The sequence below is a fragment of the Actinocatenispora sera genome (assembly GCF_018324685.1).
GTDB classification, from domain to species: Bacteria; Actinomycetota; Actinomycetes; order Mycobacteriales; family Micromonosporaceae; genus Actinocatenispora; species Actinocatenispora sera.
This window is the reverse complement of sequence record NZ_AP023354.1, coordinates 3,820,457-3,841,084: the sequence shown is the minus strand read 5'-3', so window position 1 is coordinate 3,841,084 and position 20,628 is coordinate 3,820,457. Positions and strand designations below refer to the sequence as shown.

Below are 20,628 nucleotides of genomic sequence, written 5' to 3'. Positions count from 1 at the left end.
GGTCACCGTTTCGACCTCGTCTTGGAGTCCCCAGATGCCCAGCGCGGCAACGTTGCCTGCCCACTCCCGCCCCGGTAACCGGGGAGGCGCGCGTCTCGCCCGGCTGCCGCGGCGCCGCCGGACCGCCACCCCGCCGGCGCCGTGCAGCGGCGCCGACTCCGGCGCCCGGATCGTCATCGTGTCGGCCGGCATCGGCGGCGGCCACAACGCCTGCGCCGACGAGCTCGGCCGCCGGCTGCGGGCGAGCGGATTCACCGTCGACACGCACGACTTCATGGACCAGTTCCCAGGCCGTACCGGTGCCCTGCTGCGCCTGCTGTACGCCGGCCAGCTGTCGGTGCTGCCGGCCAGCTGGGGAATGGTCTGCGCGCTGCTGCGGGCCCGGCCGGTCTGCTGGCTGGTGTCGGTGCTGTGCTTCGTGCTGACCGGCCGCGCGCTGCGCCGCCGGACCGCGGGCGCGGCGGCGGTGCTGTCCACCTACCCGCTCGCCACCCTGGTACTGGGCCGGTTGCGGCGGCGGGGCTGGCTCGCCGCACCGGTGCTGACCTACCTGACCGACGTGTCGGTCCATCCACTGTGGATGGATCGCGGCTGCGACTGCTACCTCGCCGCGCACCGGGTCACCGCCGAGCAGATCACTGCGCTCGGTGCCCGGCGGGTGCGCCGGGTGGACGCGGCGGTACGCAGCCAGTTCCGGTCCGGCGCGCAGCCGAGCCAGGCGGCGGCCAGGCGCCGGCTCGGGCTGCCCGCCACCGGCCGGCTGGCGCTCGTCGCCGGCGGTGCCTGGGCGGTGGGCGACGTCGCCCGCACCGCGCGGGAGATCGCGGCGACCGGTACGGCGGTACCGGTGGTGGTCTGCGCGACGAACGAGGCGTTGCGGGCCGAGCTGTCCGCCGCGGGGGTGGGCATCACCCTGGGCTGGGTGGACGAGATGGCCACGCTGATGCGCGCCTGCGACGCGGTGGTCACCAACGGCGGCGGCATCACCTCGGTGGAGGCGACCGAGCTGGGCGTGCCGGTGCTGATCCACCGGCCGTTGCCGGGGCACGGCCGTACCAACGCCGAGGCGTTCGACGCGGCGGGTCTGGCGTACTGGGTGCGCGACGCGAACGAGCTGGCCGCGGCGCTGCACGAGCCGCGCCGCCCGGCGACCGAGCCGGCCAAGGCGGACCCGGCGACGGTGATCGCGGAGCTCGCGGCGGTGGCCGCGCCCGCCTCGGCGCTGCGGCGGATCGCATGACCGGGCGAGGTAGCAGCGGCACGGTGTCCCGATCCGCGACCGGTCTGCCGGCACGACGCGGGCGCGCCGGCCGGCGGGTCGCCGGTACGGCCGCCGTCGCACTCGCCGGGGCGGCCGCGCTGCACGCGGCGCCCGCGGTACTCGCGCTGGCCGGGCCGCGGCGGATGTTCGCGCCGGCGCTGGCCGGCACCGGCCGCGGCGACCACGTCGCGCTCACCTTCGACGACGGGCCGGACCCGGTCTCGACCCCGAAGGTGCTGCAACTGCTCGCCGACCGGGGGGTCACCGCGACGTTCTTCCTGGTCGGCGCGAACGTCGCGCGCCACCCGCGGCTCGCCGCCGAGATCGCCGCGGCCGGCCACGAACTCGCGGTGCACGGCCTGCAGCACAAGCTGCTGCTGCGGTACCCGCCGCGCCGGGTCGCCGACCACCTGGCCCGGGCGCACGACCTGGTCGCGACCGCCGCCGGCACGGCGCCCCGGTTCTTCCGCCCGCCGTACGGGGTGCTCAGCAGCGCGGCGTGGGCCGCGGCGCACCGGCTGGGGATGCGTACCGTGCTGTGGACCGCCTGGGGTAGGGACTGGACGGCGCGCGCCACCGGCTCCTCGGTGTACCGGACCGTGGCCGCCGACCTGCGCGGCGGCGGCACGATCCTGCTGCACGACACCGCGAGCGCCACGGCCGCGCCCGAGTCGTGGCGGGCGACGCTCGCCGCGGTCCCGACCATCCTCGACCTGTGCCACGACGCCGGGTGGAAGGTCGGCCCGCTGCACGAGCACGGCCTGGTCGACCCTCGGTGACCGGTACCGGAGCGGACGGTACCGAAGCGGACGGTACCGACAGGAACACGTGACCGGCCTATGCTGTCGCGAACCTAGGAAAATGCGGTAGAAAGTGGCAAGTACCGGTGTCGGTCGCCCCGCCGATGCCGTCCACGCGCGTTGCGAGGTGGTCGCATGCTTGCCCGCCGTTGGTCCGCCATCCTGGCCTCCCTGGCCGTCGTCGCCGCCCTGCTGGTGGGCGCCGCGCCGGCTGCGGCGGCACCGGAACGCGCGGCGGTCGCCGGCGACGGCGCCCGGGTCGTCGCCGAGCACGAGGTGGCCGACCGGCAACTGGACCTGACGATCTCGTCGCCGGCGCTGGGCACCACGGCGCCGGTCCGGCTGCTGACCCCGGACGGCTGGTCGGCGGCGAGCCACCGGCACTGGCCCACGCTGTGGCTGCTGCACGGCTGCTGCGGCGACTACACCAGCTGGACCGCGCTGACCGATGTCGCGAGCATCCCGGAGCTGCGACACGTGCTGGTCGCCATGCCGGAGGCCGGCGTCACCGGCTGGTACTCGAACTGGTGGAACAACGGCGCCGGCGGCACCCCGGCCTGGGAGACCTTCCACCTCCGCGAGGTGCGCCAGATCGTCGAGCGCGGCTACGGGGCGAGCAGCGACCGGGTGATCGCCGGGCTGTCGATGGGCGGCTTCGGCGCCCTGTCGTACGCCGGCCGGCATCCGGGCATGTTCCGCGCCGCCGCGTCGTACTCCGGCGTGGTCGACCCGCTCTACTCCCCCGGCGGCCCGGAGAACGTGCTGCAGATCAGCGCCGGCCAGGGCGCCGACCCGCTGGCGCTGTGGGGCGACCCGGTCGCGCAGCGCGACATCTGGGCCGCGCACGACCCGTACTACCTGGCGAACGCGCTGCGCCGGATCCCGGTGTTCCTGTCGTCGGGTGACGGCACCGCCGGGCCCTACGACAAGCCGGGGGCGACCAGCGCGTACGAGACGCTGTTCGACGCCGAGAACCACCACCTCGCCGCCCGGCTCACCGCACTGCACGCCCGGCACCTGGTCACCGACTTCTACGGGCCCGGCACCCACTCCTGGCCGTACTGGCAGCGCGAGCTGCACCGGTCGCTGCCGATGCTGCTCGGCGCCCTGCACCGTCCCGCCGTCGCCGCTTAGGAAACTGACCGTGACCTGCGCAGCTACCCCGAGTGCCGAGCCGGACAAAAGACGAGCTGGCGGCCGGTCTCGGCGTGGTGCGGGTGCACGGCGCAGGCATCGATCCGGCACGATGTGTCCGTGACGGCAGACCCGGAGGCCGTGCTCTCGGCCCTCCCGTGGCGCCTCGACCCGGAGACGCTGCGCGAGTCGATCGACGACCGGGAGTCGATCGACGCTGCCCGCGCGGCACTCACCAGCCAGCTCGCCCTGCCCGGCAGCGACGCCGCGCGGTCCCGGCAGTACGGGCTGCGATCGGTCGCGCACCGGCTGCTCGGCGAGCTGGATGCGGCGCTGGAGGACGGCAAGCGCGCGGTGGAGGCGGCCGAGCTGACCGGCAGCATGCGCCGCACCGCGATCGCCCGGACCCGGCTCGCGCACGCGTACCAGGCGGCCGGGCAGCACGCCGCCGCCGACCGGGAGTACGCGCTGGCCGCCTCCGACGATCTGCCCGACCGGCTGCGGGCCGCGATCCACCTGCAGACCGGTACCTGCTGCTTCGAGCAGGGCCGCAACATCGAGGCGTGCGAGCACTTCGAGAAGGCGCTCGCGCTGCGGCCGGACGCCGGCTCGGAGTTCGTCCAGACGGTCGAGGTCGCGCTGGAGGCGGTGCTGACGCACGCCACGCTGGGCGGCTGGGGGCCCTACCGGCGCACCAGGCCGGAGCTGCTCGGCCAGGAGCCGGTGCCGGTCTGCGTGCGGGACAAGTCCACCGGGCGGTGGAGCTACCGGGATCCGGCCGGCGAGCAGGTGATCGGGCCGCTGTTCGACGAGGCGAAGCCGTTCCACGACGGGAAGGCGTGGGTGCGGCGGGCCGGCGCGCTCGGCTGGGAGGTGATCGACCAGCGCGGCGAGCCGCTGTCCCGGCCGTTGCGGCTGCGCGAGGCGGCCCCGTTCAGCGAGGGGCTGGCCTGGGTCCAGCCCACCGACGAGCCGGACAGCTGGCAGGCGATCACCGTGGACGGCGAGGTCGCGGTGCCGGCCGACGGTTACCTCGATCCGCGGCCGTTCCGGTTCGGCCTGTCGCTGCTGCGCCGCGGTGACGGCGTCTTCGGCGCCATCGACCGGTACGGCGAGGTCGCGATCCCGTTCGACTACGACCAGGTGCTGACCGCGACCGCGGACGGCCGGCACATCCTCGGTTTCACCGCCGAACGGCTCGCGGTGGTCGACCGGATCGGCCGCCGCGGCGTGCTCGACACCACCGGCCGGCTGATCGTCCCGGCGTGCTACGCCGACGTCAACATCCACCCGGTCGGGTTCCTGATCAAGCTGGACGACTCGGTGTACCCGCACCCGTCCGACGCCGACAAGGTACCCGGTGAGCCCGGCAGCTGGGGCGCGCTGAAGCGGGACGGCAGCCTGCTGATCGAGCCGCACCACGAGACCCGCGAGGGCATCCTGCGCGACATCGACAGCCGGCTGCGCGACTCCCGCGCCGTCCTCTGACCCACCCCGACCCGCGCGGTGGTGGGGTCAGAGGGGGTACTCGCGGCGTTGGCCGGCGGGGCGCGGCGGGGCCGGCTCGATCGTGGCGGGGGGCTCACCGGCAGCGGCGAGTCGGGCCAGCAGCCGGTCGCGGAGCCGGTCGGCGAGCCCGCGATGGGAGGCGAGGCCGGCCAGGTTGGCCAGCTGATGCGGGTCGGACACGTTGTCGTACAGGACGTCCTCGACGTAGCGGGTGGCGGTCGGCTGGTGCCAGCCGTCCGCGTCCGGCGCGGTCACTCCGTAGGTGTAACGACGGGTCCGGATCGCCCGGCCCACCTGGGATTCGGAGATCTGCACGTACACCTCCTCGGGCCAGTCGGTGGCGCCGCGCACCGCGTCGCGGACCGACCGGCCGGGCAGGTCGTCGTGCGGCAGCCCGGCCGCGTCCAGCAGGGTCGGTGCGACGTCGAGCAGGCTCACCAGCTCCGGTCGCCGGCCGCCCGCGACGAAGCCGGGCCCGTTGAACGCCAGCGGGATCCGGATCGAGGCGTCGTGCGCCGACCGCTTGTACTCGCCGTTGCGGGTCTTGAAGTGGCAGCCGTGGTCGGTGGTGTAGCAGACGACCGTGTCGTCGAGCCGGCCGAGGCTGCGCAGCGCGTCCAGCAGTCGGCCGAAACCCTCGTCGACCCGCTTGACCATGCCCCAGTAGCCGCCCAGGTGCTGCTGGGCCGACCCGCCGAGCGCGGCGAGATCGGCTGGCATCCAACGGTTCTCGTACCGCTCGCGGTAGCCGTCCGGGGCCGGGTAGGCGTCCCGGCTGTTCTGGTGGTGCGGCTCGATCACCGACACGAACAGCAGGAACGGCCGGTCGTGCGGGCGGGACAGCCAGCGGATCGCGGCGTCCACGAACGCGTCCGACCGGTACCCGGGCAGCTCGTGCAGCACCCCGTCACCGTCGTACAGCTTGGCGTCGTAGGCGTCCGACATCAGCTCGACCGCGTCGGCGGCGAACCAGTGCTCGTACCCGCCGCGCAGCTCTCGCGGCACCGGTGCGTCGTCCATCTCCGCCAGGTGCCACTTGCCCACGTACGCGGTCTCGTACCCGCCGGCGGCGAACCGGCGTGCGATGGTGTCGGCGTCGGCGGGTAGCGGGATCTCGTTGCGGTACACCCCGGTCTGGGTGGGCCACCGGCCGGTCTGCAGGCAGGCCCGGGTCGGCGCGCACACCGGCTGGTTGGTGAACGCGTACTCGCAGAAGGTGCCGCGCTCGGCGAACCGGTCGAGGTTGGGCGTCAGCTCCAGCGGGTTGCCGTGCAGGCCCATCGTGTCCCACCGCTGCTGGTCGGTCAGGAACACCACGACGTTGGTCATCAGATCTCCTTCGTGGGTACTCCCGGCTTCAGCCGGGGGAGCAAGCAAAGCCATTGCGGAGCAGGGCGGGCCTGGAAGCGCCTCGCAGAGTGGATCACAGCATCCTGGCCAGTGGGTTTGATTCTCACCAGTAGCAACGCTAATTTGTGGGCATGACCACGGATCGTGTGAAGCGGGCGTTCAAGTACCGCTTCTATCCGACCGATGCACAGGCAGCCGAGCTGTCGCGCACCTTCGGGTGTGTGCGCAAGGTCTACAACATGGCACTCGCCGCCCGAACCGAAGCGTGGACACGGCAGGAGCGGGTTAACTACAACCAGACCTCGGCGATGCTGACCACCTGGAAGAAGACCGAGGAACTGTCTTACCTGAACGGTGTGTCGTCGGTTCCGCTCCAGCAGACGCTGCGGCACCTGCAGGTGGCGTTCACCAACTTTTTCACCAAGCGCGCCAAGTACCCGCGCTTCAAATCCAAGCGCAAGTCTCGCAAGTCCGCTGAATACACCACTTCTGGATTCCGGTACCGTGACGGGCAGCTCACGCTGGCGAAGATGTCCGAACCGCTGGATATCCGTTGGTCCAGGCCTCTTCCCGATGGCGCTTCGCCGTCCACGGTGACGGTGTCGCAGGATGCGGCCGGGCGGTGGTTCGTGTCCCTGCTGTGCGAGGACCCGACCGTCAAGTCGCTGCCCGTTGTTGAGGCGGCAGTCCCCATCGATGTCGGGCTGACTCATCTGCTCACCCTCTCCACCGGGGAGAAGATCAGCAATCCCCGACATGAGCGCAGGGAGCGCGAACGTCTCGTCAAGGCGCAGCGGACGCTTTCCCACAAGGCAAACGGATCGGCGAACCGGAGCAAGGCCCGGCGCAAGGTGGCCAAGATCTACACCCGTATTGCCGACCGGCGCCGGGACGGCCTGCACAAACTCACCTCGAAGCTCGTGCGCGAAAACCAAACGCTCGTGATCGAGGACCTGACCGTACGCAACATGGTCACAAACCATTCCCTGGCCCGCGCCATTAGTGATGCGGCGTGGGCCGAGTTCCGGGGCATGCTGGAGTACAAGGCCACCTGGTACGGGCGGAAAGTGGTCGCCGTGGACCGGTGGTTCCCCTCCTCCAAACTGCGTTCCAAGCCGGGATGCGGGCATCTCAACGAGAAGATGCCACTGAACGTCCGCACCTGGACGCGCCCGTGCTGCGGAGCGACCCATGACCGGGACGTGAACGCGGCGAACAATCTTCTGGCCGCCGGGCTGGCGGTTTCTGTCTGTGGAGCTGGCGTAACACCTCAACGGAGTTCTCCGGGCAGGCAGTCGGCGACGAAGCAGAAAGTCTCACGGCGTGAGCCGTAAGAATCCCTCCTTCGGAGGGAGAGAAGTCAACGAGCCTCACTTCAGTCCGGTCAGGGCGACACCGCGGACGAGGTATCGCTGGGTGAAGAAGAACAGCACCGCGGTGGGCACGAACAGCACCACGGCACCGGCCGCGGTCAGGTTCCACTGGGTGAAGAACTCCTGGTTGAACATGGTCAGCCCGACCGGCATCGTGCGCATGTCGGTGGTGGAGGTGGCCAGCAGCGGCCACAGGAAGTTGTTCCACTGGAACACGAAGGTGAACAGCGCCAGCACCGCGAGCGCCGGCTTCGCCTGCGGCAGCACGATTCTCACGAAGATGCGCAGCTCGCCGGCGCCGTCGGCGCGGCCGGCGTCGATCAGCTCGTCCGGCAGCGCGGCGAGGAACTGCCGCATCAGGAAGATGCCGTAGGCGTCGCACAGGAACGGCACGACCAGCCCCTGGTAGCTGTTGAGCCAGCCCAGCTGCGAGAACAGCACGTACACCGGGATCATCCGCACGAAGAACGGCACCATCAGCGTGGCCAGCACCGCGATGAACAGCGTCCGCTTGAACGGGAAGGAGAACTTGGCGAAGGCGTACCCGGCGAGCGGGTCGAGGACCAGATGGGCGACGGTGATCGTGCCGGCCATCACGACGCTGTTGACGAAGAACCGCGCGTACGGCACCTCGTCGAACAGCCGCTGGTAGTTGTCGAAGTGCAGGTGTGCCGGCCACAGCACCGGGTTGCCGGCCAGGATCTCGCCGTCGGACTGTAGCGACAGCGAGATCATGTACGCCAGCGGGATCACCGTCAGCACGCAGACCACCAGCACCACGGCGTAGCCGACACCGCGGGCGCCCGGGAACAGCCGGTCGTTGCGGTTGCGCTCAGGACTCGCCACGAGAACCCACCTTGAGCTGGACGAGCGACAGCACCAGGATCACGATCAGCAGCAGGTAGGACAGCGCCGAGGCGTACCCGAAGTCGCGGAAGCCGAACGCGGTCTTCCACACCTGGTACACGTACAGGTCGCTGGCGTTGTCCGGGCCGCCCTGGGTGACCAGGTAGGGCAGCGCGAACTCCTGCATCGCCGAGATGACGCCGATCACCGACACGAACAGCGTGGTCGGCGCCAGCAGCGGCAGCGTCACGTGCCGGAACCGGCGCCACACCGAGGCACCGTCCACCTCCGCCGCCTCGTAGTACAGCTCCGGGATGCCCTGCAGGCCGGCCAGGAACAGCACCGTGGTGTAGCCGACCTGCTGCCAGATCGCGACCCCCACCAGGGTGGCCAGCGGGTGCTGCGCGAGCAGGTTCTGGGTCGGCAGGCCGAGGCTGTGCAGCACCCGGTTGAGAATGCCGGTGTCCGGGTCGAGGATGTTGCGCCACAACAGCCCCACGATCGCGATCGAGGTCAGGTACGGCACCAGCAGGATGCCGCGGAACACCGACCGGCCCCGCATCCGCTGGTTCAGGATGACCGCGAGCACCAGCCCCAGCGCGATCGCACCGACCACGACCCCGAGCCCGTACTGGACGGTCACCCAGAACGCGTGCCGCGCCACCGGATCGCCGAACGCCTTGGTGTAGTTGCCGACCCCGGCGTACACGTCGGCCCGGGGGCCGCTGAACAGGCTGGTGTACAGCTCCCGCAGCAGCGGGTAGAAGAACAGCAGCGCGAAGAACAGCAGCGCCGGGGCGAGGAAGGCGAGCGCGGTGCGGGCCTGCCGGCGCCGCATCGGCGCGCGCCGACGTACCGGCGCCAGGGCGGGGGCGCGCTCGACGGTGGCGACCACGGCTCAGCCCCCGACGAGCTTGGCCGCGGCGGCCCGGAAGTTGCGCACCGCGGCGGCCGGGTCACCGTTCTTGACGATGGTCGACTGGTACGCCGAGCGCAGCGCGTCGTCCAGCTGCGGCGCCTTGCCGGTGGCGTCGATCCCGTTCGGCCAGCTCGTCCCGTACGCCAGTGCCCGGGCCACCGCGCCGACCTGCTTGTCCTGCTGCACCCAGGACTGCTTCGCCCAGGTCTTGCGCGGCATCGTCACGCCGGTCTCCCGGGTCACCGCGTTCTCCACGCTGAGCGAGGTGAGCCGCTTGATCAGGTCCCAGGCGAGGTCCTTGTGCCTGGCCTTGGCCGGGATGAACACGCCGCTGCCGGCGAAGTTGGTGGCCCGCACGTCCCGCTTGAGCGGCAGCGCGAGGCCGTAGTCCAGGTCCGGCGCGGTCTTCTTGATCGGCACGAAGTCCCACGGCCCGCTGATCATCATCGCGGCCCGCTTGGCCACGAACAGCTTCTCCGGGCCCTCGTAGTCGGCGGTCGCCGACGGCGCCGGCGACACCTTGTACCGGTAGATCAGGTCGTGCTGGAAGCGCATCGCCTCGATCGCCTTCGGTACCGGTGTCATGACCTTCCTGGTCGACGGATCCCAGTACTGCACGCCGTTCTGCAGCATCCACGGGGACAGGTAGCCGGGGTCGGAGTTGAGCGCCACGCCGTACTGGTCGCCCCTGGTCAGCTTGCGCGCCACGGCGAGGAACTCGTCCCAGGTGGACGGTGGCGCCTCGATGCCGGCGGCGGCGAACATGGTCTTGTTGTAGAACAGCAGGTTGCAGGTCAGGTGCAACGGGATGCCGTACGTCTTGCCCTGGTACCGGCTGTTGCGCAGCGCGTTGGCCTGCCAGTCGTTCGGGTAGCCGATCTTCTCGCCGTCGGCGGCGATGAACTCGTCCAGCGGGTACGCGTCGCCGGTCGCGGCGTAGGACAGCGGCCAGCCGCTGCCGTCGTCCTCGACCAGGTCCGCCACCTGGCCCGACTGCATGTCCGCGGCCAGCTTGGTCTGCAGGTCCGGCCACTGGAACTTCTGCCAGTTGACCGTGATCCCGTGGTCGGACTCGAACTTCTCGATCAGCTTCGTGTAGGCGGCGTAGCCGTGCCCGGCGTTCCAGTACAGCGTGAAGGTCCTGTCCCCGCTGCCGCCGCCGCGGTCGCTCGGTGCGTTGCCGCCGCACGCCGTCAGCGCGCCGGCGCCCAGCGCCGCCGCGGACCCGAGCACGCCACGCCGGGTCCAGCCCGCCGCGCGGCCCGGCCCCGCGGAGTCGGGACTCCCGGCGTGCCACGAATGCTCCGGCCCGGTCGGTGCCGGGGCCGCGGTGGCGTGCTCTGCTCGATGCCGCTCACTCATCGTGTGACTCCTTCGTCCGGTGCGCCGGGCGGTGCGATCGGCCGTGGGGTCAGGTCGACTCCCGCACGATCAGCTGCCACGGCTGGGGTATCCGGTCGCCCGGCAGTTCGTCCGGCGCCGTGATGCGCTCGAACAGCCGGGTCACCGGGACGGTGAAGTCGAGCCTCGGCAGCCCGACGGTGGTCAGTGCCGGCCGGATGGCCGACCCCTCGGTACCGTTGCCGATGCCGGCGATCGCGAGGTCGCCCGGCACCGAGGCGCCCAGGTCACGGGCGGCCCAGATGGCGTCGATCGCGCCGCGGTCGGAAGAGGAGATCAGCGCGGTCGGCGGCCTTTCGTTGCGCAGCAACCGCTGCGTCTCGACGTACGCGCGTTCCCGCACGTCCGCGCCGGGCACGACCAGGCGCGGGTCCAGCGGTGCACCGGCCGCGGCGAGCGCCGCCGCGACCGTCCGGTACTTCAGCGACTGCACCTCGTCGTCCGGCGCGGCGAGCTCCACATCGTGGGCGAGGTACCCGATCCGGGTGTGCCCCCGGTCGAGCAGGTGGGCGACCAGATCGGTCAGCGCGGCCCGCTGGGCCAGGTCGACCACGTCGAACCCGGCCGGCGGCAACGCGTCGTGGAACACCACCAGCGACAGGCCGCCCGCGGCGAGCCGGCGCAGCTCGTCCGGCTCGATCAGGGTGCCGTTCGCAACGATCGCCCCGTCCACGTACCGCTCCCGCAGCACCCGCAGCGCCGACGGCTGCGGCACCTGCTCCGGCCCGGCCGGCGGGCTCGACGGCAGCGGGAGCGCGATCATCGAGTAGCCGGACCGTGCGCCGATCGCCTGCACCTGCTCGGCGAGCCGTTCGACCCACGGGCTGTCCGGCATCCGGTACACCACGCAGACCAGTTCGGTGCGCCGGCGCCGCAGTGACCTCGCGGAGTGGTCGAGCCGGTAGCCGAGCTGCTCCACCGCCCGCAGCACCCTGTCCCGGGTCTCCGGTGTCACCGGCGTGACGCGGTCGCGCCGGCCGCTGAGGATGTACGACACCGTCGCGGTCGAGACACCGGCCGCGGCGGCGACGTCGCGCTGGGTGGGCGCGCGGCCCGTCTTCTCCGACATCGCACCCCCTCGCCGGTTGGTCCGCGATGGCTGGTTACACGATTACCCACTCGCCGCCCGGGAGTCAATACCCTACTTGTTTCATAGGGAACTCTCCCCGCGTCGGCGGGCCGGAAGCGAGACCGGAAAGGGGGATGCGGTGCGCGCATCATACGACGGGCGTCGAACCAAACGGGGGGCGGCGGCCGCGGCGATGGGAACGGTCACGACCGCCTGAGCCGGCAGCACGACGGCGATAGGGTCGGGTTCATGGAGTTCCGACACCTTGGCCGATCCGGCCTGATCGTTTCCGAGATCTCGTACGGCAACTGGCTCACGCACGGCTCCCAGGTCGAGGAGGACGCCGCCCTCGCCTGCGTGCGGGCCGCACTCGACGAGGGCATCACCACCTTCGACACCGCCGACGTGTACGCCGGTACCCGGGCCGAGACCGTGCTCGGCAAGGCGCTCGCCGGCGAGCGGCGCGAGGGGCTGGAGATCTTCACCAAGGTCTACTGGCCGACCGGGCCCGGCAAGAACGACCGCGGCCTGTCGCGCAAGCACATCCTGGAGTCGATCAACGGCTCGCTGCGCCGGCTCGGCACCGACCACGTCGACCTGTACCAGGCCCACCGGTACGACTACGACACGCCGCTGGAAGAGACCATGACCGCGTTCGCGGACGTGGTGCGGTCCGGCAAGGCGCTCTACATCGGCGTGTCCGAGTGGCGGGCCGAGGAGATCCGCGCCGCGGCGAAGCTCGCCGCCGAGCTGCGCATCCCGCTGGTGTCCAACCAGCCGCAGTACAACGCGATCTGGCGGGTGATCGAGTCCGAGGTCGTACCGACCTGTGAGGACCTCGGACTCAGCCAGATCGTCTTCTCCCCGATCGCGCAGGGCGTGCTGACCGGCAAGTACAAGGTGGGTCAGCAGCCGCCGGCCGGCTCCCGGGCGACCGACGACAAGGGCGGGAAAGACATGATCTCCCGCTGGATGCGCGACGACGTGCTGTCCCGGGTCGAGCAGCTGGAGCCGGTCGCGGCCGAAGCCGGACTCAGCCTGGCGCAGCTCGCCGTCGCCTGGGTGCTGCAGAACCCGAACGTGGCCAGCGCGATCGTCGGCGCCTCGCGGCCCGAGCAGGTGCGCGACAACGTCAAGGCCGCCGGCGTCAAGCTGGACAAGGGTCTGCTCGCCAAGATCGACGAGATCCTCGACCCGGTGATCGAGCGCGACCCGGCCCGCACCCAGAGCCCGGCGTCTCGTCCCTGAGCCCCGGCCGGACCACCGCGGCCGCCGCCCCCATCGCGAGCGCCGCGCCGAGAATCACCGCCTGCGCCGCCGTGCCCCGGCACGGCGGCGCAGCCGTCTCGGCGGTCAGTTCGCGCCGGTCGGGCGCAGGCTCATCTCGTACTCCTGGCGGTCGTCCTCGACCAGCCGGACGGTGGTGACACCCTTCTCGGACAGCTCACGCCAGCACTGGCCGAGCCACGACTCGGCGTCCGACTGGCTGCCGAAGACCTCGGTCGGCCCCTCGACGGGCTCACCGGCCTGGTCCAGGTACCGCCACATCCATGCCATCGGCCACGCTCCTCGTCACTGGACTGCCGCTGGTCTGCGCGTGACTCCGCCGGGTCGCCGCCGGAATCTTCCGTAAGAGTACGGTCCCGCGGCGACGACGGCAGCGGGCCGGCGCGCGGTGGCAGCCATTCATGGGTCAAGATGTCTCCCGTGACCACCGAGCAGCGGGTACTGGTACTGGGCGGGATCAGCTCCGGCAAGTCGAGCCTGGCCGAACGGATGCTGGCCGACGCATCCGGCGAGCGACGCTATCTGGCCACCGGCCGGGAGAATCCCGACGACCCGGACTGGCAGCGCCGGATCGCCGCACACCGCGAGCGCCGCGGCGACGCCTGGCAGACCGTCGACTGCTCCACCGGCCCGGACGCGCTGATCGAGGCGCTCGCCGACGCACCGGCCGGCGCCGCGGTGCTGGTCGACGATCTCGGCGGCTGGGCCGGGCTGCTGCTCGAGGCGGCCGGCATCGTCGACGACGCACCGGCGAAGCCGAAGCGCCCCACCAAGCGCACCTCGGCGGCGACCCGCAAGCGCAGTAGCGCCACCGCCCGCGCCACGACCGACGCCGACCCGGCGACCGGTACCGGTGGCGACGCCGACCCGGCGAGCGGTACCGACAAGGCCGTCCCGGCGACGGGCGACGACGACGCCGTCCCGGCGACGGGGACCGGCAGTGCGTCCGGCACGGAGCCGGCGACGGGCACCGGTACGGCGGGTGCGGGCCCGGGGTCGGACGCCGCGGCGCCGGCGACCGGCAGCGATGCGCCGGCTGAGCCGGTCGCCACCGGCACCGGGGCGGTCGAGACCGGCGCCGCCGGTACGACCGTGCTCGCGGACGCGCCGGCGCGGCTGGCCGCGGCGGTCGCGGCGAGCCCGGCCGCCACTCTCGTCCTGGTCAGCCCGGAGGTCGGCCTGACCGTGGTGCCCGCGTCACGGACCGGGCGGCACTTCGCCGACCTGCTCGGCGCGATCAACCGGGCGGTCGCCGACGTCAGCGACCGAGTCGCGCTGGTCGTCGCCGGCCGTACCCTGTGGCTGCCCGCCGACGGTGACGCCGCCGCGGCCGTCCCGGCGACCTCGGCGGCACCGGCCGCGGCCACCGCCAAGGCTCGGACCGAACCGGTCGGCTCGGCATCGACGCCGGCCGCGGCGCCGGACAGCGCCGACATGCCGGAGCCGGTCGACGCCGGGCCGGCCGAGCTGGACGACGACATCATCGGCATCCGGCCGCCGGACCGGATCGCCATCAACGCCGCCGAGGAGCGGCTGACCGCGCTCGCCACCGGTGGTGCCGGGCTCGGCGCGCTGACCGAGCCGGTCGCCTGGGCGCTCGGCGCCGGCGACCTGGCCGGCGAGTGGGACTCGATCCGGGTGGTCGTCGTCGGCGCCGACCACGACGGCGGCGCCCGGGCCGGTGACCCGCCGGCGCAGCGCACGATCGACCGGGTCCGCGCCGGTACGGCACCGCTGGCCCGGCTCGCCGACCGGGTCGGCGCCGCGGTGACCGTGGCGGACCTGCCCGCCGAAGCCGAGGCGGTGCCGGCGATGGAGACCACCGACGTGCTGACCGCCGAGCAGGTCGACGCGGCGTTCGAGCTGGGTCGCTCGCTCGCCGAGCGGGCCGCCGACGAGGGCGTGCAGCTGCTCGTACCGGCGGCCTGCGGGGCCGGGGTGCAGACGGTGTCGGCGGCGGTGCTCGCGGCGGCGACCGGCAACGAGCCGGCCAGCCTGCTCGGCCGGGTGGTGGGCGAGTCCGGCCGGGTCGACGACGCGGCCTGGATCGAGCGCTGTGTCGCCGCGCGGGACGCGCTGCACCGGGTCCGGCTGCGGTCCCGCGACAGCCGGTCGCTGCTGGCGATGCTCGGCGGGCCGGACCTCGCGGCGCTGACCGGGCTGATCATCGGCGCGGCGGTCCGGCACGTACCGGTGGTGGTCGACAACCCGGCGGCGGCGACCGCGATGGTGCTGGCGCGCGACATCGCGCCGAGCTCGCCGTGGTGGTGCCTGATCCCCGACCACGGCCGCTCCCCCGCGGTGCGTACCGTCGCCGACCTGCTCGGTTTCGACACCGTGCTGGACCTCGGCCTGGGCCTCGGCGACGGCTGCACCGCGCTGACCGCGGTCGGCGTGCTGCAACCGGCGCTCGCGCTCGCCGCCACCCTGCGCGAGCCGGGCGCCGCCGAAGCGGTACATGCCTGATCCGACCCCGCACGATCCGACCGCGCCGCCGGATCCGGCAGGCGGCGGGCCGAGCGGCGCCGTGCTGCTCGCCGCGGCCCGCCTGTCGGTGAGCACGTTCACGGTGCTGCCGGTACCGGTCGGCCGGGTGGACCGCGCGACGGCGCGCGGCGCGATGGCGCTGGCGCCGACGGTGGGCGCGGCGCTCGGTGCGGTACTGACCGGGCTCGCACTGCTGCTCCGGCTGGCCGGCGCACCGGTCGGCGTGCTCGCGGTGGCGGTGGTGCTCGGCGCCGTGCTCGCGACCCGCGCGCTGCATCTCGACGGGCTGGCCGACACCGTCGACGCGCTCGGCTCCTACGCCGACCGGGACCGTGCGCTCGCCATCATGAAACGCTCCGACATCGGGCCGTTCGGCGTGGTGGCGCTGGTCCTGGCCCTGGCCGGGCAGGTCGCGGCGGTGGTGGCGGTCGGCGACCGGCCACCGCTGGCGCTGCTCGCCACGCTGCTGGTGGCGGCCGGTACCGGCCGGCTCGCGGTAACGGCGGCCTGCCGCCGCGGCGTCCCGGCGGCCCGGCCGGAGGGGCTCGGCGCCCTGGTCGCCGGCACCGTACCGGCGTGGCTGGTGGCGGTGGGCGCGGTGCCGCTGGCCGCGATCGGCCTGGCCGCCGACCCAACCCGGCCGTGGCTCGGTCCGCTCGCGGTGGTGCTCGGCCTGGCCGCCGCGCTGCTGCTGGTCCGGCACGTCACCCGCCGGCTCGGTGGCATCACCGGTGACGTGCTCGGCGCCTGCGTCGAGCTGGCCGGGACGGTCGCCCTCGCCGTGCTCAGCTGCTGACCCCACGGCTGCACACCGATCCGGCCCGGCTCGGTTCGGTCAGTCGGCGCGCCACCACACCTCGGCGCGGGTGGTGAGGTTGTACGCACCGTCGTTGAGGACCACCTGGAACGGGTTGCTGCCGATCACGGCCCAGCCGTACCCGGCGTGACCGGCCGGGAAGTCGTCCGCCGTGACCACCTCGAACAGCTCGTCGAACGCGGCACTGAACGCGGCGCTGAGCGCCGCACCGTTACGGTCGTACGCGCCGTCGCGCAGCTGGCCGGCAAGCGCGGCCAGGTCGACCGCGTCGATCGCCGCGCCCAGACCGGCGCTGTCGCGCCGCAACACCCGCTCCGCCTTCTCCCGCTGCTTCCGCAGGCAACGGGTCAGGTCGGTTCGGTGTCGTAGCCGGTGGTCAGGCGGCGCGGGGCGGCCGCCCGCCAGGCCGCGACCAGCAGCGCCCGCAGCGCGGCGGGGTCCACCCGGGCCAGCTCGACCCGTACCCAGCCGAACCGGCCGGTCGTCGGCGCCACCGCGTACGTGTCGGGGTCGCGCGCCACCAGCGACGCCTGCTCGTCCGGGGTCGACTTGACCGTGGCGTGCGGTTCGTCCGGTGCGGCCACCGCGAACATCTTTCCGCCGACCTGGAACACCGTTTCGGTGCCCCAGGTACTGACCTCCTCGGCGCCGGGCAGCCCGAGCGCGATCCCACGGACCTGCTCGAACGTGGCACCGGCCATCATTTCACCGAGGACGGCACGAATGGCGGTTTGACCACCTTCATCGGCGCCCGCCGGCCGCGGACGTCCACCTCCACCTCGGCACCGGAGTCCAGCCCGGCGGCGGTGTCCAGCAGCGCCAGGCCGATCCCGCGCTTCAACGTCGGGGAGAACGTGCCCGAGGTGACCACACCGACCTGCTGCTCCCCCACGTACACGGCCATGCCGGGGCGCGGGATGCCCTTGCCCGCGGCCGACAGCCCCCACAACCGCCGGGCCGGGCCCGCCTCCTTCTCCGCGAGCAGCTTGTCCCGCCCCCAGAACGCCGGCTTCTTCCAGCCGACCGCCCAGCCGGCCCGCGCCTGCACCGGGCTGATCTGCATGGACAGGTCCTGCCCGTGCAGCGGGTACCCCATCTCGGTACGCAGCGTGTCGCGCGCGGCGAGCCCGGCCGGCCGGACCGCGAGGTCGGCACCCTCCTCCACCAGCGCATCCCACACCGCACCCGCGTAGTGCGCCTCGACGACCAGCTCGTACCCGTGCTCGCCGGTGTAGCCGGTGCGGCAGACGACCAGCGGCCGGCCGCCGATCGTGCCCTGCTCGAAGCTCATGTACCCGTGCCGGGTCGGCGCGCCGAGCCGGGCGAGCAGGTCGGCCGACATCGGGCCCTGGACCGCGATGATCGCGTAGTCCTCATGCCGGTTGGTGACCTCGATGCCGTCCGGCGCCGCGGCGGCCAGCCGGCGCACCACCTCGGCCGTGTTCGCCGCGTTCGGGATGAGGAACACGTCGTCGTCGGCGAACCGGTACGCGATCAGGTCGTCGACCACTCCCCCCGTCGCGTCGTCACAGCACAACGTGTACTGCGCCTGGCCGGCGGTGATCTTGTCCAGATCGCCGGCCAGGCAGGAGTTGACGAACTCGACCGCCCCGGCGCCGCGCACCGTCGCCTTGCCCAGATGCGACACGTCGAACACGCCGACCGTGTTGCGCACCGCATTGTGCTCGGCCAGCACGCCGCCACCGGCGTACTCCAGGGGCATCTCCCAGCCACCGAACGCTGCGAACTTCGCACCGAGCGCCCGGTGCCGGTCGTGCAACGGAGAATGCTTGAGGTCGGTCATGGGTGGCAACCTACCCGCCGGCCGTCGACCTCTAGCATCGACTCCGGCCCGGCCGCGACGGCGTCACGACGCACCGCGATCCGGGTACCGCCACAACGACGTGGTCACCCCTGTGACCGTTACGGAGGCTTCGCGTGAGTTCGCTTGCTCTCGCCGACACCAACCCTGCCAGTCTGTCCACCGACGCCGTCGTCGTCGGGCTGTACCAGTCGGCCGCCGGCGCGCCGACGCTGGCGCCCGGCGCGGTGGAGCTGGACGCCGCCTTCGACCACCGGCTGGTCGACACGCTGGTCCTGCTCGGCGCCACCGGTGCGGTCGGCGAGGTGACGCGGCTGGCCAGCCTCGGTACGGTGCCGGCGCCGCTGGTCGCCGCGGTCGGGCTGGGCCCGGCCGACGCCGCCGACGACGAGGCGGTACGCCGGGCCGCCGGTGCCGCGGCCCGCGCCCTGGCCGGGTCGGCCACCGTCGCGCTGGCACTGCCGGCGCTGCGGCCGGCCGCGGAGGGCGCCGCCCTCGGCGGGTACCGGTTCACCCGCTACCGCGCGGCGTCCGGCGCCGACCGGGCACCGGTGGCGAAGATCGTGCTGCTCGTGCCGGACGCGAAGGACAAGGCGGCGCGGGCGGAGCTGAAGCGGGCCACCGCGCTCGCCGACGCGGCCACCTTCACCCGCGACTGCGTCAACACCCCCGGCAACGACCTGCACCCGCCGGCGTTCGCCGACACGGTGGCGAAGGCGGCCACCAAGGCCGGCCTCGCGGTCGAGGTACTCGACGAGAAGGCGCTGCGCAAGGGCGGCTACGGTGGCATCCTCGCGGTCGGGCTCGGCTCCGCCAAGCCGCCCCGGCTGGTCCGGCTGGCGTACTCGCCGCGCGGCAAGGCCACGGCGAAGGTGGCGCTGGTCGGCAAGGGCATCACGTTCGACACCGGCGGCCTGTCGATCAAGCCGCCCAAGGGCATGTGGGAGATGAAGAGCGACATGGCCGGCGCCGCCGCGGTCGCCGGCGCCATGCTCGCCATCGCCGCGCTCAAGCCCAAGGTCGAGGTCGTCGCGTACCTGCCGATGGCGGAGAACATGCCGTCCGGCTCCGCGTACCGGCCGGGCGACGTCGTCACCATGTACTCCGGGACGAAGGTCGAGGTGCTCAACACCGACGCCGAGGGCCGGATGGTGCTCGCCGACGCGATCGCCCGGGCCTGCGAGGACGACCCCGACTACCTGTTCGAGACCTCCACCCTCACCGGCGGCCAGGTCACCTCGCTGGGCAACCGGATCGGCGGCGTGATGGGCTCCGAGTCGCTGCACGAGCGGGTACGCGCGGCCGGCGAGCGGGTCGGCGAGCCGATGTGGCCGATGCCGCTGCCGGAGGAGATCGCCAAGCTGATGACCTCCGACGTCGCGGACCTGTCCCAGGTCGCCACCGGGATGGACCGCTCCGGCCACATGCTGCAGGGCGGCTACTTCCTCTCCCGGTTCGTCGCCGACGGCGTCGACTGGGCGCACCTGGACGTGGCCGGGCCCGCGTACCACGAGTCCGAGGAGTACGGCTACCTGCCGAAGGGCGCCACCGCCGTTCCGCTTCGTACGTTGGTCGAGCTGGTCGGCGACGTCGCTGAGAACGGCTGAGGCGGGGGTCCACCTCTTGCGCTGAGGTGCTCCCGAAGCGCTGCCGGGGGTGCTGGGGTAAAGGCCACCTCTGTTTTCTCTTTTCACCCCTCGTGGGGGAACCGTGGGGAGCGGGCTTCGCCCCTCCCCACACCCCTCCCCATCAAGGGGGCAGCCGCCCCCTTGACAATCCCCCACCGGAAAACCAGAGACGAGATCCTGACCCCGCCTGGCCCGCCTCGGAACTACAGGGTGTCGGTACGGCCTACCCATCGCCGCCAAGCCCGCCACACCAAACCAACCCCCACCCGCGTGCCGCCCGGACGCGAGGCGACTCGATGCGTTGCGAGGCGGGCGTTGTCGTGGTGGGAAGGCCGGGCCGGTTCCCCGGTTCTGGCCTTTGCGCCAGCACTCCGAACGCACGCTGAGCGGGGCCGGCGCTTCGGGTTCACCTCGGCGCAGAGAGGTGACTCACCAGGTTCAGTGGGAGGTGCGTTGGCGGGCGTTGTAGTCGCGCATGCGTTGGGGGTAGCCGAGCTTGCCGACGTCGTACACGGGGATGCCGACGCGGCGGCCGAAGGCGAGGGCGGCGGGATGGGTGAGGCGCCGGCGGGTCCACTCACCGTCGTGCCCGATCAGGATCACCGTCTGCCCGGTCATCAACGTCGCCGGCTCCAGGTATGCCTCGACGCCGATGCGACTGGCCACGAACCGTTCCAGGTGCGCCACGTCCGCCGGATCCGCGGCCCGCTCGGCCCGTACTCCGCGACCGCGCTGAACGCGCCGCCCGAACCGTCCCACCGTTCCTCCTCCTTCGCCGTACCCAGCACGGTCGCCGCACAGCGTACGGCCAGCGAACGGCCCAGCGCTCGCCGCACGTCGACAACACCGCATACCGGCCGGAACAACCCCATCGGGGTCGAGCCGACCGCTATGACGAGACTCATGAACGGGCGTTCGTGTCCGG

The 20,628-nt window shown here is 72.7% G+C and carries 19 protein-coding genes; 9 read left to right on the top strand and 10 right to left on the bottom strand.

What is annotated here, in order from left to right; genetic code table 11:
- Positions 1-34 precede the first annotated feature (34 nt).
- From Asera_RS18260 to Asera_RS18245, 4 genes are all read left to right on the top strand, one after another.
- Positions 35-1,240, top strand: coding sequence for an MGDG synthase family glycosyltransferase (locus Asera_RS18260; RefSeq protein ID WP_157034999.1), 1,206 nt, complete (start codon positions 35-37; stop codon positions 1,238-1,240).
- A 23-nt stretch (positions 1,241-1,263) separates the two neighbouring features.
- Positions 1,264-2,040 carry a polysaccharide deacetylase family protein gene (locus Asera_RS18255; RefSeq protein WP_244843933.1) on the top strand — a complete coding sequence of 259 codons (777 nt, stop codon included), beginning with the start codon at positions 1,264-1,266 and terminating at the stop codon, positions 2,038-2,040.
- Positions 2,041-2,196: 156 nt separating this feature from the next.
- Positions 2,197-3,195 (top strand): alpha/beta hydrolase, encoded by a 999-nt coding sequence (locus Asera_RS18250; protein ID WP_030447906.1) that lies wholly within the window; start codon positions 2,197-2,199, stop codon positions 3,193-3,195.
- Positions 3,196-3,315: 120 nt separating this feature from the next.
- Positions 3,316-4,683, top strand: a complete 1,368-nt coding sequence (locus Asera_RS18245; protein WP_157034998.1) for a WG repeat-containing protein — start codon at positions 3,316-3,318, stop codon at positions 4,681-4,683.
- A gap of 27 nt (positions 4,684-4,710) precedes the next feature.
- Here Asera_RS18245 and Asera_RS18240 read toward each other — a convergent pair whose 3' ends face one another.
- Positions 4,711-6,033 (bottom strand): sulfatase family protein, encoded by a 1,323-nt coding sequence (locus Asera_RS18240; RefSeq protein WP_030447904.1) that lies wholly within the window; start codon positions 6,031-6,033, stop codon positions 4,711-4,713.
- A 152-nt stretch (positions 6,034-6,185) separates the two neighbouring features.
- Between Asera_RS18240 and Asera_RS18235 the strand changes: the two genes are divergently transcribed.
- The gene (locus Asera_RS18235) at positions 6,186-7,388 is read left to right on the top strand and encodes an RNA-guided endonuclease InsQ/TnpB family protein (protein WP_030447903.1); all 1,203 of its coding nucleotides are present in this window, start codon (positions 6,186-6,188) and stop codon (positions 7,386-7,388) included.
- Between the two features lie 36 nt (positions 7,389-7,424).
- Here Asera_RS18235 and Asera_RS18230 read toward each other — a convergent pair whose 3' ends face one another.
- Genes Asera_RS18230 through Asera_RS18215 form a run of 4 tightly spaced genes read right to left on the bottom strand, consistent with a single transcriptional unit; the run spans position 7,425 to position 11,662 of the window.
- Positions 7,425-8,273 carry a carbohydrate ABC transporter permease gene (locus Asera_RS18230; RefSeq protein WP_211255674.1) on the bottom strand — a complete coding sequence of 283 codons (849 nt, stop codon included), beginning with the start codon at positions 8,271-8,273 and terminating at the stop codon, positions 7,425-7,427.
- The gene (locus Asera_RS18225; RefSeq protein ID WP_211255673.1) at positions 8,260-9,168 is read right to left on the bottom strand and encodes a carbohydrate ABC transporter permease; all 909 of its coding nucleotides are present in this window, start codon (positions 9,166-9,168) and stop codon (positions 8,260-8,262) included. Before Asera_RS18225 ends, Asera_RS18230 begins: the two co-directional genes overlap by 14 nt.
- Positions 9,169-9,171: 3 nt before the next feature.
- Complete coding sequence (locus Asera_RS18220) at positions 9,172-10,554, bottom strand: extracellular solute-binding protein (protein WP_084132196.1); 1,383 nt, start codon at positions 10,552-10,554, stop codon at positions 9,172-9,174.
- Between the two features lie 49 nt (positions 10,555-10,603).
- Positions 10,604-11,662 carry a LacI family DNA-binding transcriptional regulator gene (locus Asera_RS18215; protein ID WP_030447899.1) on the bottom strand — a complete coding sequence of 353 codons (1,059 nt, stop codon included), beginning with the start codon at positions 11,660-11,662 and terminating at the stop codon, positions 10,604-10,606.
- Between the two features lie 249 nt (positions 11,663-11,911).
- On the opposite strand from Asera_RS18215, the gene Asera_RS18210 reads away from it, so the two are divergent.
- Positions 11,912-12,910 carry an aldo/keto reductase family protein gene (locus Asera_RS18210; RefSeq protein ID WP_030447898.1) on the top strand — a complete coding sequence of 333 codons (999 nt, stop codon included), beginning with the start codon at positions 11,912-11,914 and terminating at the stop codon, positions 12,908-12,910.
- Positions 12,911-13,015: 105 nt separating this feature from the next.
- Here Asera_RS18210 and Asera_RS18205 read toward each other — a convergent pair whose 3' ends face one another.
- Positions 13,016-13,219: a hypothetical protein gene (locus Asera_RS18205; RefSeq protein ID WP_030447897.1), complete on the bottom strand. Its 204-nt coding sequence runs from the start codon at positions 13,217-13,219 to the stop codon at positions 13,016-13,018.
- 150 nt (positions 13,220-13,369) lie between these two features.
- On the opposite strand from Asera_RS18205, the gene Asera_RS18200 reads away from it, so the two are divergent.
- Positions 13,370-15,415, top strand: coding sequence for a bifunctional adenosylcobinamide kinase/adenosylcobinamide-phosphate guanylyltransferase (locus Asera_RS18200; protein WP_169745878.1), 2,046 nt, complete (start codon positions 13,370-13,372; stop codon positions 15,413-15,415).
- A complete protein-coding gene (locus Asera_RS18195) occupies positions 15,408-16,232 on the top strand; it encodes an adenosylcobinamide-GDP ribazoletransferase (protein ID WP_051802624.1) in 825 nt (274 codons plus the stop codon). The genes Asera_RS18200 and Asera_RS18195 overlap by 8 nt, the downstream gene beginning before the upstream one ends.
- 39 nt (positions 16,233-16,271) lie before the next feature.
- On the opposite strand, the gene Asera_RS18190 is transcribed toward Asera_RS18195, so the two are convergent.
- The 3 genes from Asera_RS18190 to gcvT are packed head-to-tail and all read right to left on the bottom strand — an operon-like array spanning position 16,272 to position 18,057.
- Entirely contained in the window at positions 16,272-16,562 is a 291-nt protein-coding gene (locus Asera_RS18190) for a hypothetical protein (protein ID WP_030447894.1), read from the bottom strand.
- A gap of 38 nt (positions 16,563-16,600) precedes the next feature.
- On the bottom strand, positions 16,601-16,957 hold the full coding sequence (locus tag Asera_RS18185) for an MmcQ/YjbR family DNA-binding protein (protein WP_030447893.1): 357 nt from the start codon (positions 16,955-16,957) through the stop codon (positions 16,601-16,603).
- Complete coding sequence (gcvT, locus tag Asera_RS18180; protein WP_030447892.1) at positions 16,954-18,057, bottom strand: glycine cleavage system aminomethyltransferase GcvT; 1,104 nt, start codon at positions 18,055-18,057, stop codon at positions 16,954-16,956. The genes Asera_RS18185 and gcvT overlap by 4 nt, the downstream gene beginning before the upstream one ends.
- Positions 18,058-18,191: 134 nt before the next feature.
- Between gcvT and Asera_RS18175 the strand changes: the two genes are divergently transcribed.
- Positions 18,192-19,682 carry a leucyl aminopeptidase gene (locus Asera_RS18175; protein ID WP_030447891.1) on the top strand — a complete coding sequence of 497 codons (1,491 nt, stop codon included), beginning with the start codon at positions 18,192-18,194 and terminating at the stop codon, positions 19,680-19,682.
- A 459-nt stretch (positions 19,683-20,141) separates the two neighbouring features.
- Here Asera_RS18175 and Asera_RS18170 read toward each other — a convergent pair whose 3' ends face one another.
- Positions 20,142-20,462, bottom strand: coding sequence for a hypothetical protein (locus Asera_RS18170; RefSeq protein ID WP_030447890.1), 321 nt, complete (start codon positions 20,460-20,462; stop codon positions 20,142-20,144).
- Positions 20,463-20,628 lie beyond the last annotated feature (166 nt).

Coding starts and splice junctions, on each gene's coding strand:
- Asera_RS18260 (WP_157034999.1), top strand. CDS start 35: ATGCCCAGCGCGGCAACGTTGCCTGCCCACTCCCGCCCCGGTAACCGG.
- Asera_RS18250 (WP_030447906.1), top strand. CDS start 2,197: ATGCTTGCCCGCCGTTGGTCCGCCATCCTGGCCTCCCTGGCCGTCGTC.
- Asera_RS18240 (WP_030447904.1), bottom strand. CDS start 6,033: ATGACCAACGTCGTGGTGTTCCTGACCGACCAGCAGCGGTGGGACACG.
- Asera_RS18235 (WP_030447903.1), top strand. CDS start 6,186: ATGACCACGGATCGTGTGAAGCGGGCGTTCAAGTACCGCTTCTATCCG.
- Asera_RS18220 (WP_084132196.1), bottom strand. CDS start 10,554: ATGAGTGAGCGGCATCGAGCAGAGCACGCCACCGCGGCCCCGGCACCG.
- Asera_RS18215 (WP_030447899.1), bottom strand. CDS start 11,662: ATGTCGGAGAAGACGGGCCGCGCGCCCACCCAGCGCGACGTCGCCGCC.
- Asera_RS18210 (WP_030447898.1), top strand. CDS start 11,912: ATGGAGTTCCGACACCTTGGCCGATCCGGCCTGATCGTTTCCGAGATC.
- Asera_RS18205 (WP_030447897.1), bottom strand. CDS start 13,219: ATGGCATGGATGTGGCGGTACCTGGACCAGGCCGGTGAGCCCGTCGAG.
- Asera_RS18195 (WP_051802624.1), top strand. CDS start 15,408: ATGCCTGATCCGACCCCGCACGATCCGACCGCGCCGCCGGATCCGGCA.
- Asera_RS18185 (WP_030447893.1), bottom strand. CDS start 16,957: ATGATGGCCGGTGCCACGTTCGAGCAGGTCCGTGGGATCGCGCTCGGG.
- gcvT (WP_030447892.1), bottom strand. CDS start 18,057: ATGACCGACCTCAAGCATTCTCCGTTGCACGACCGGCACCGGGCGCTC.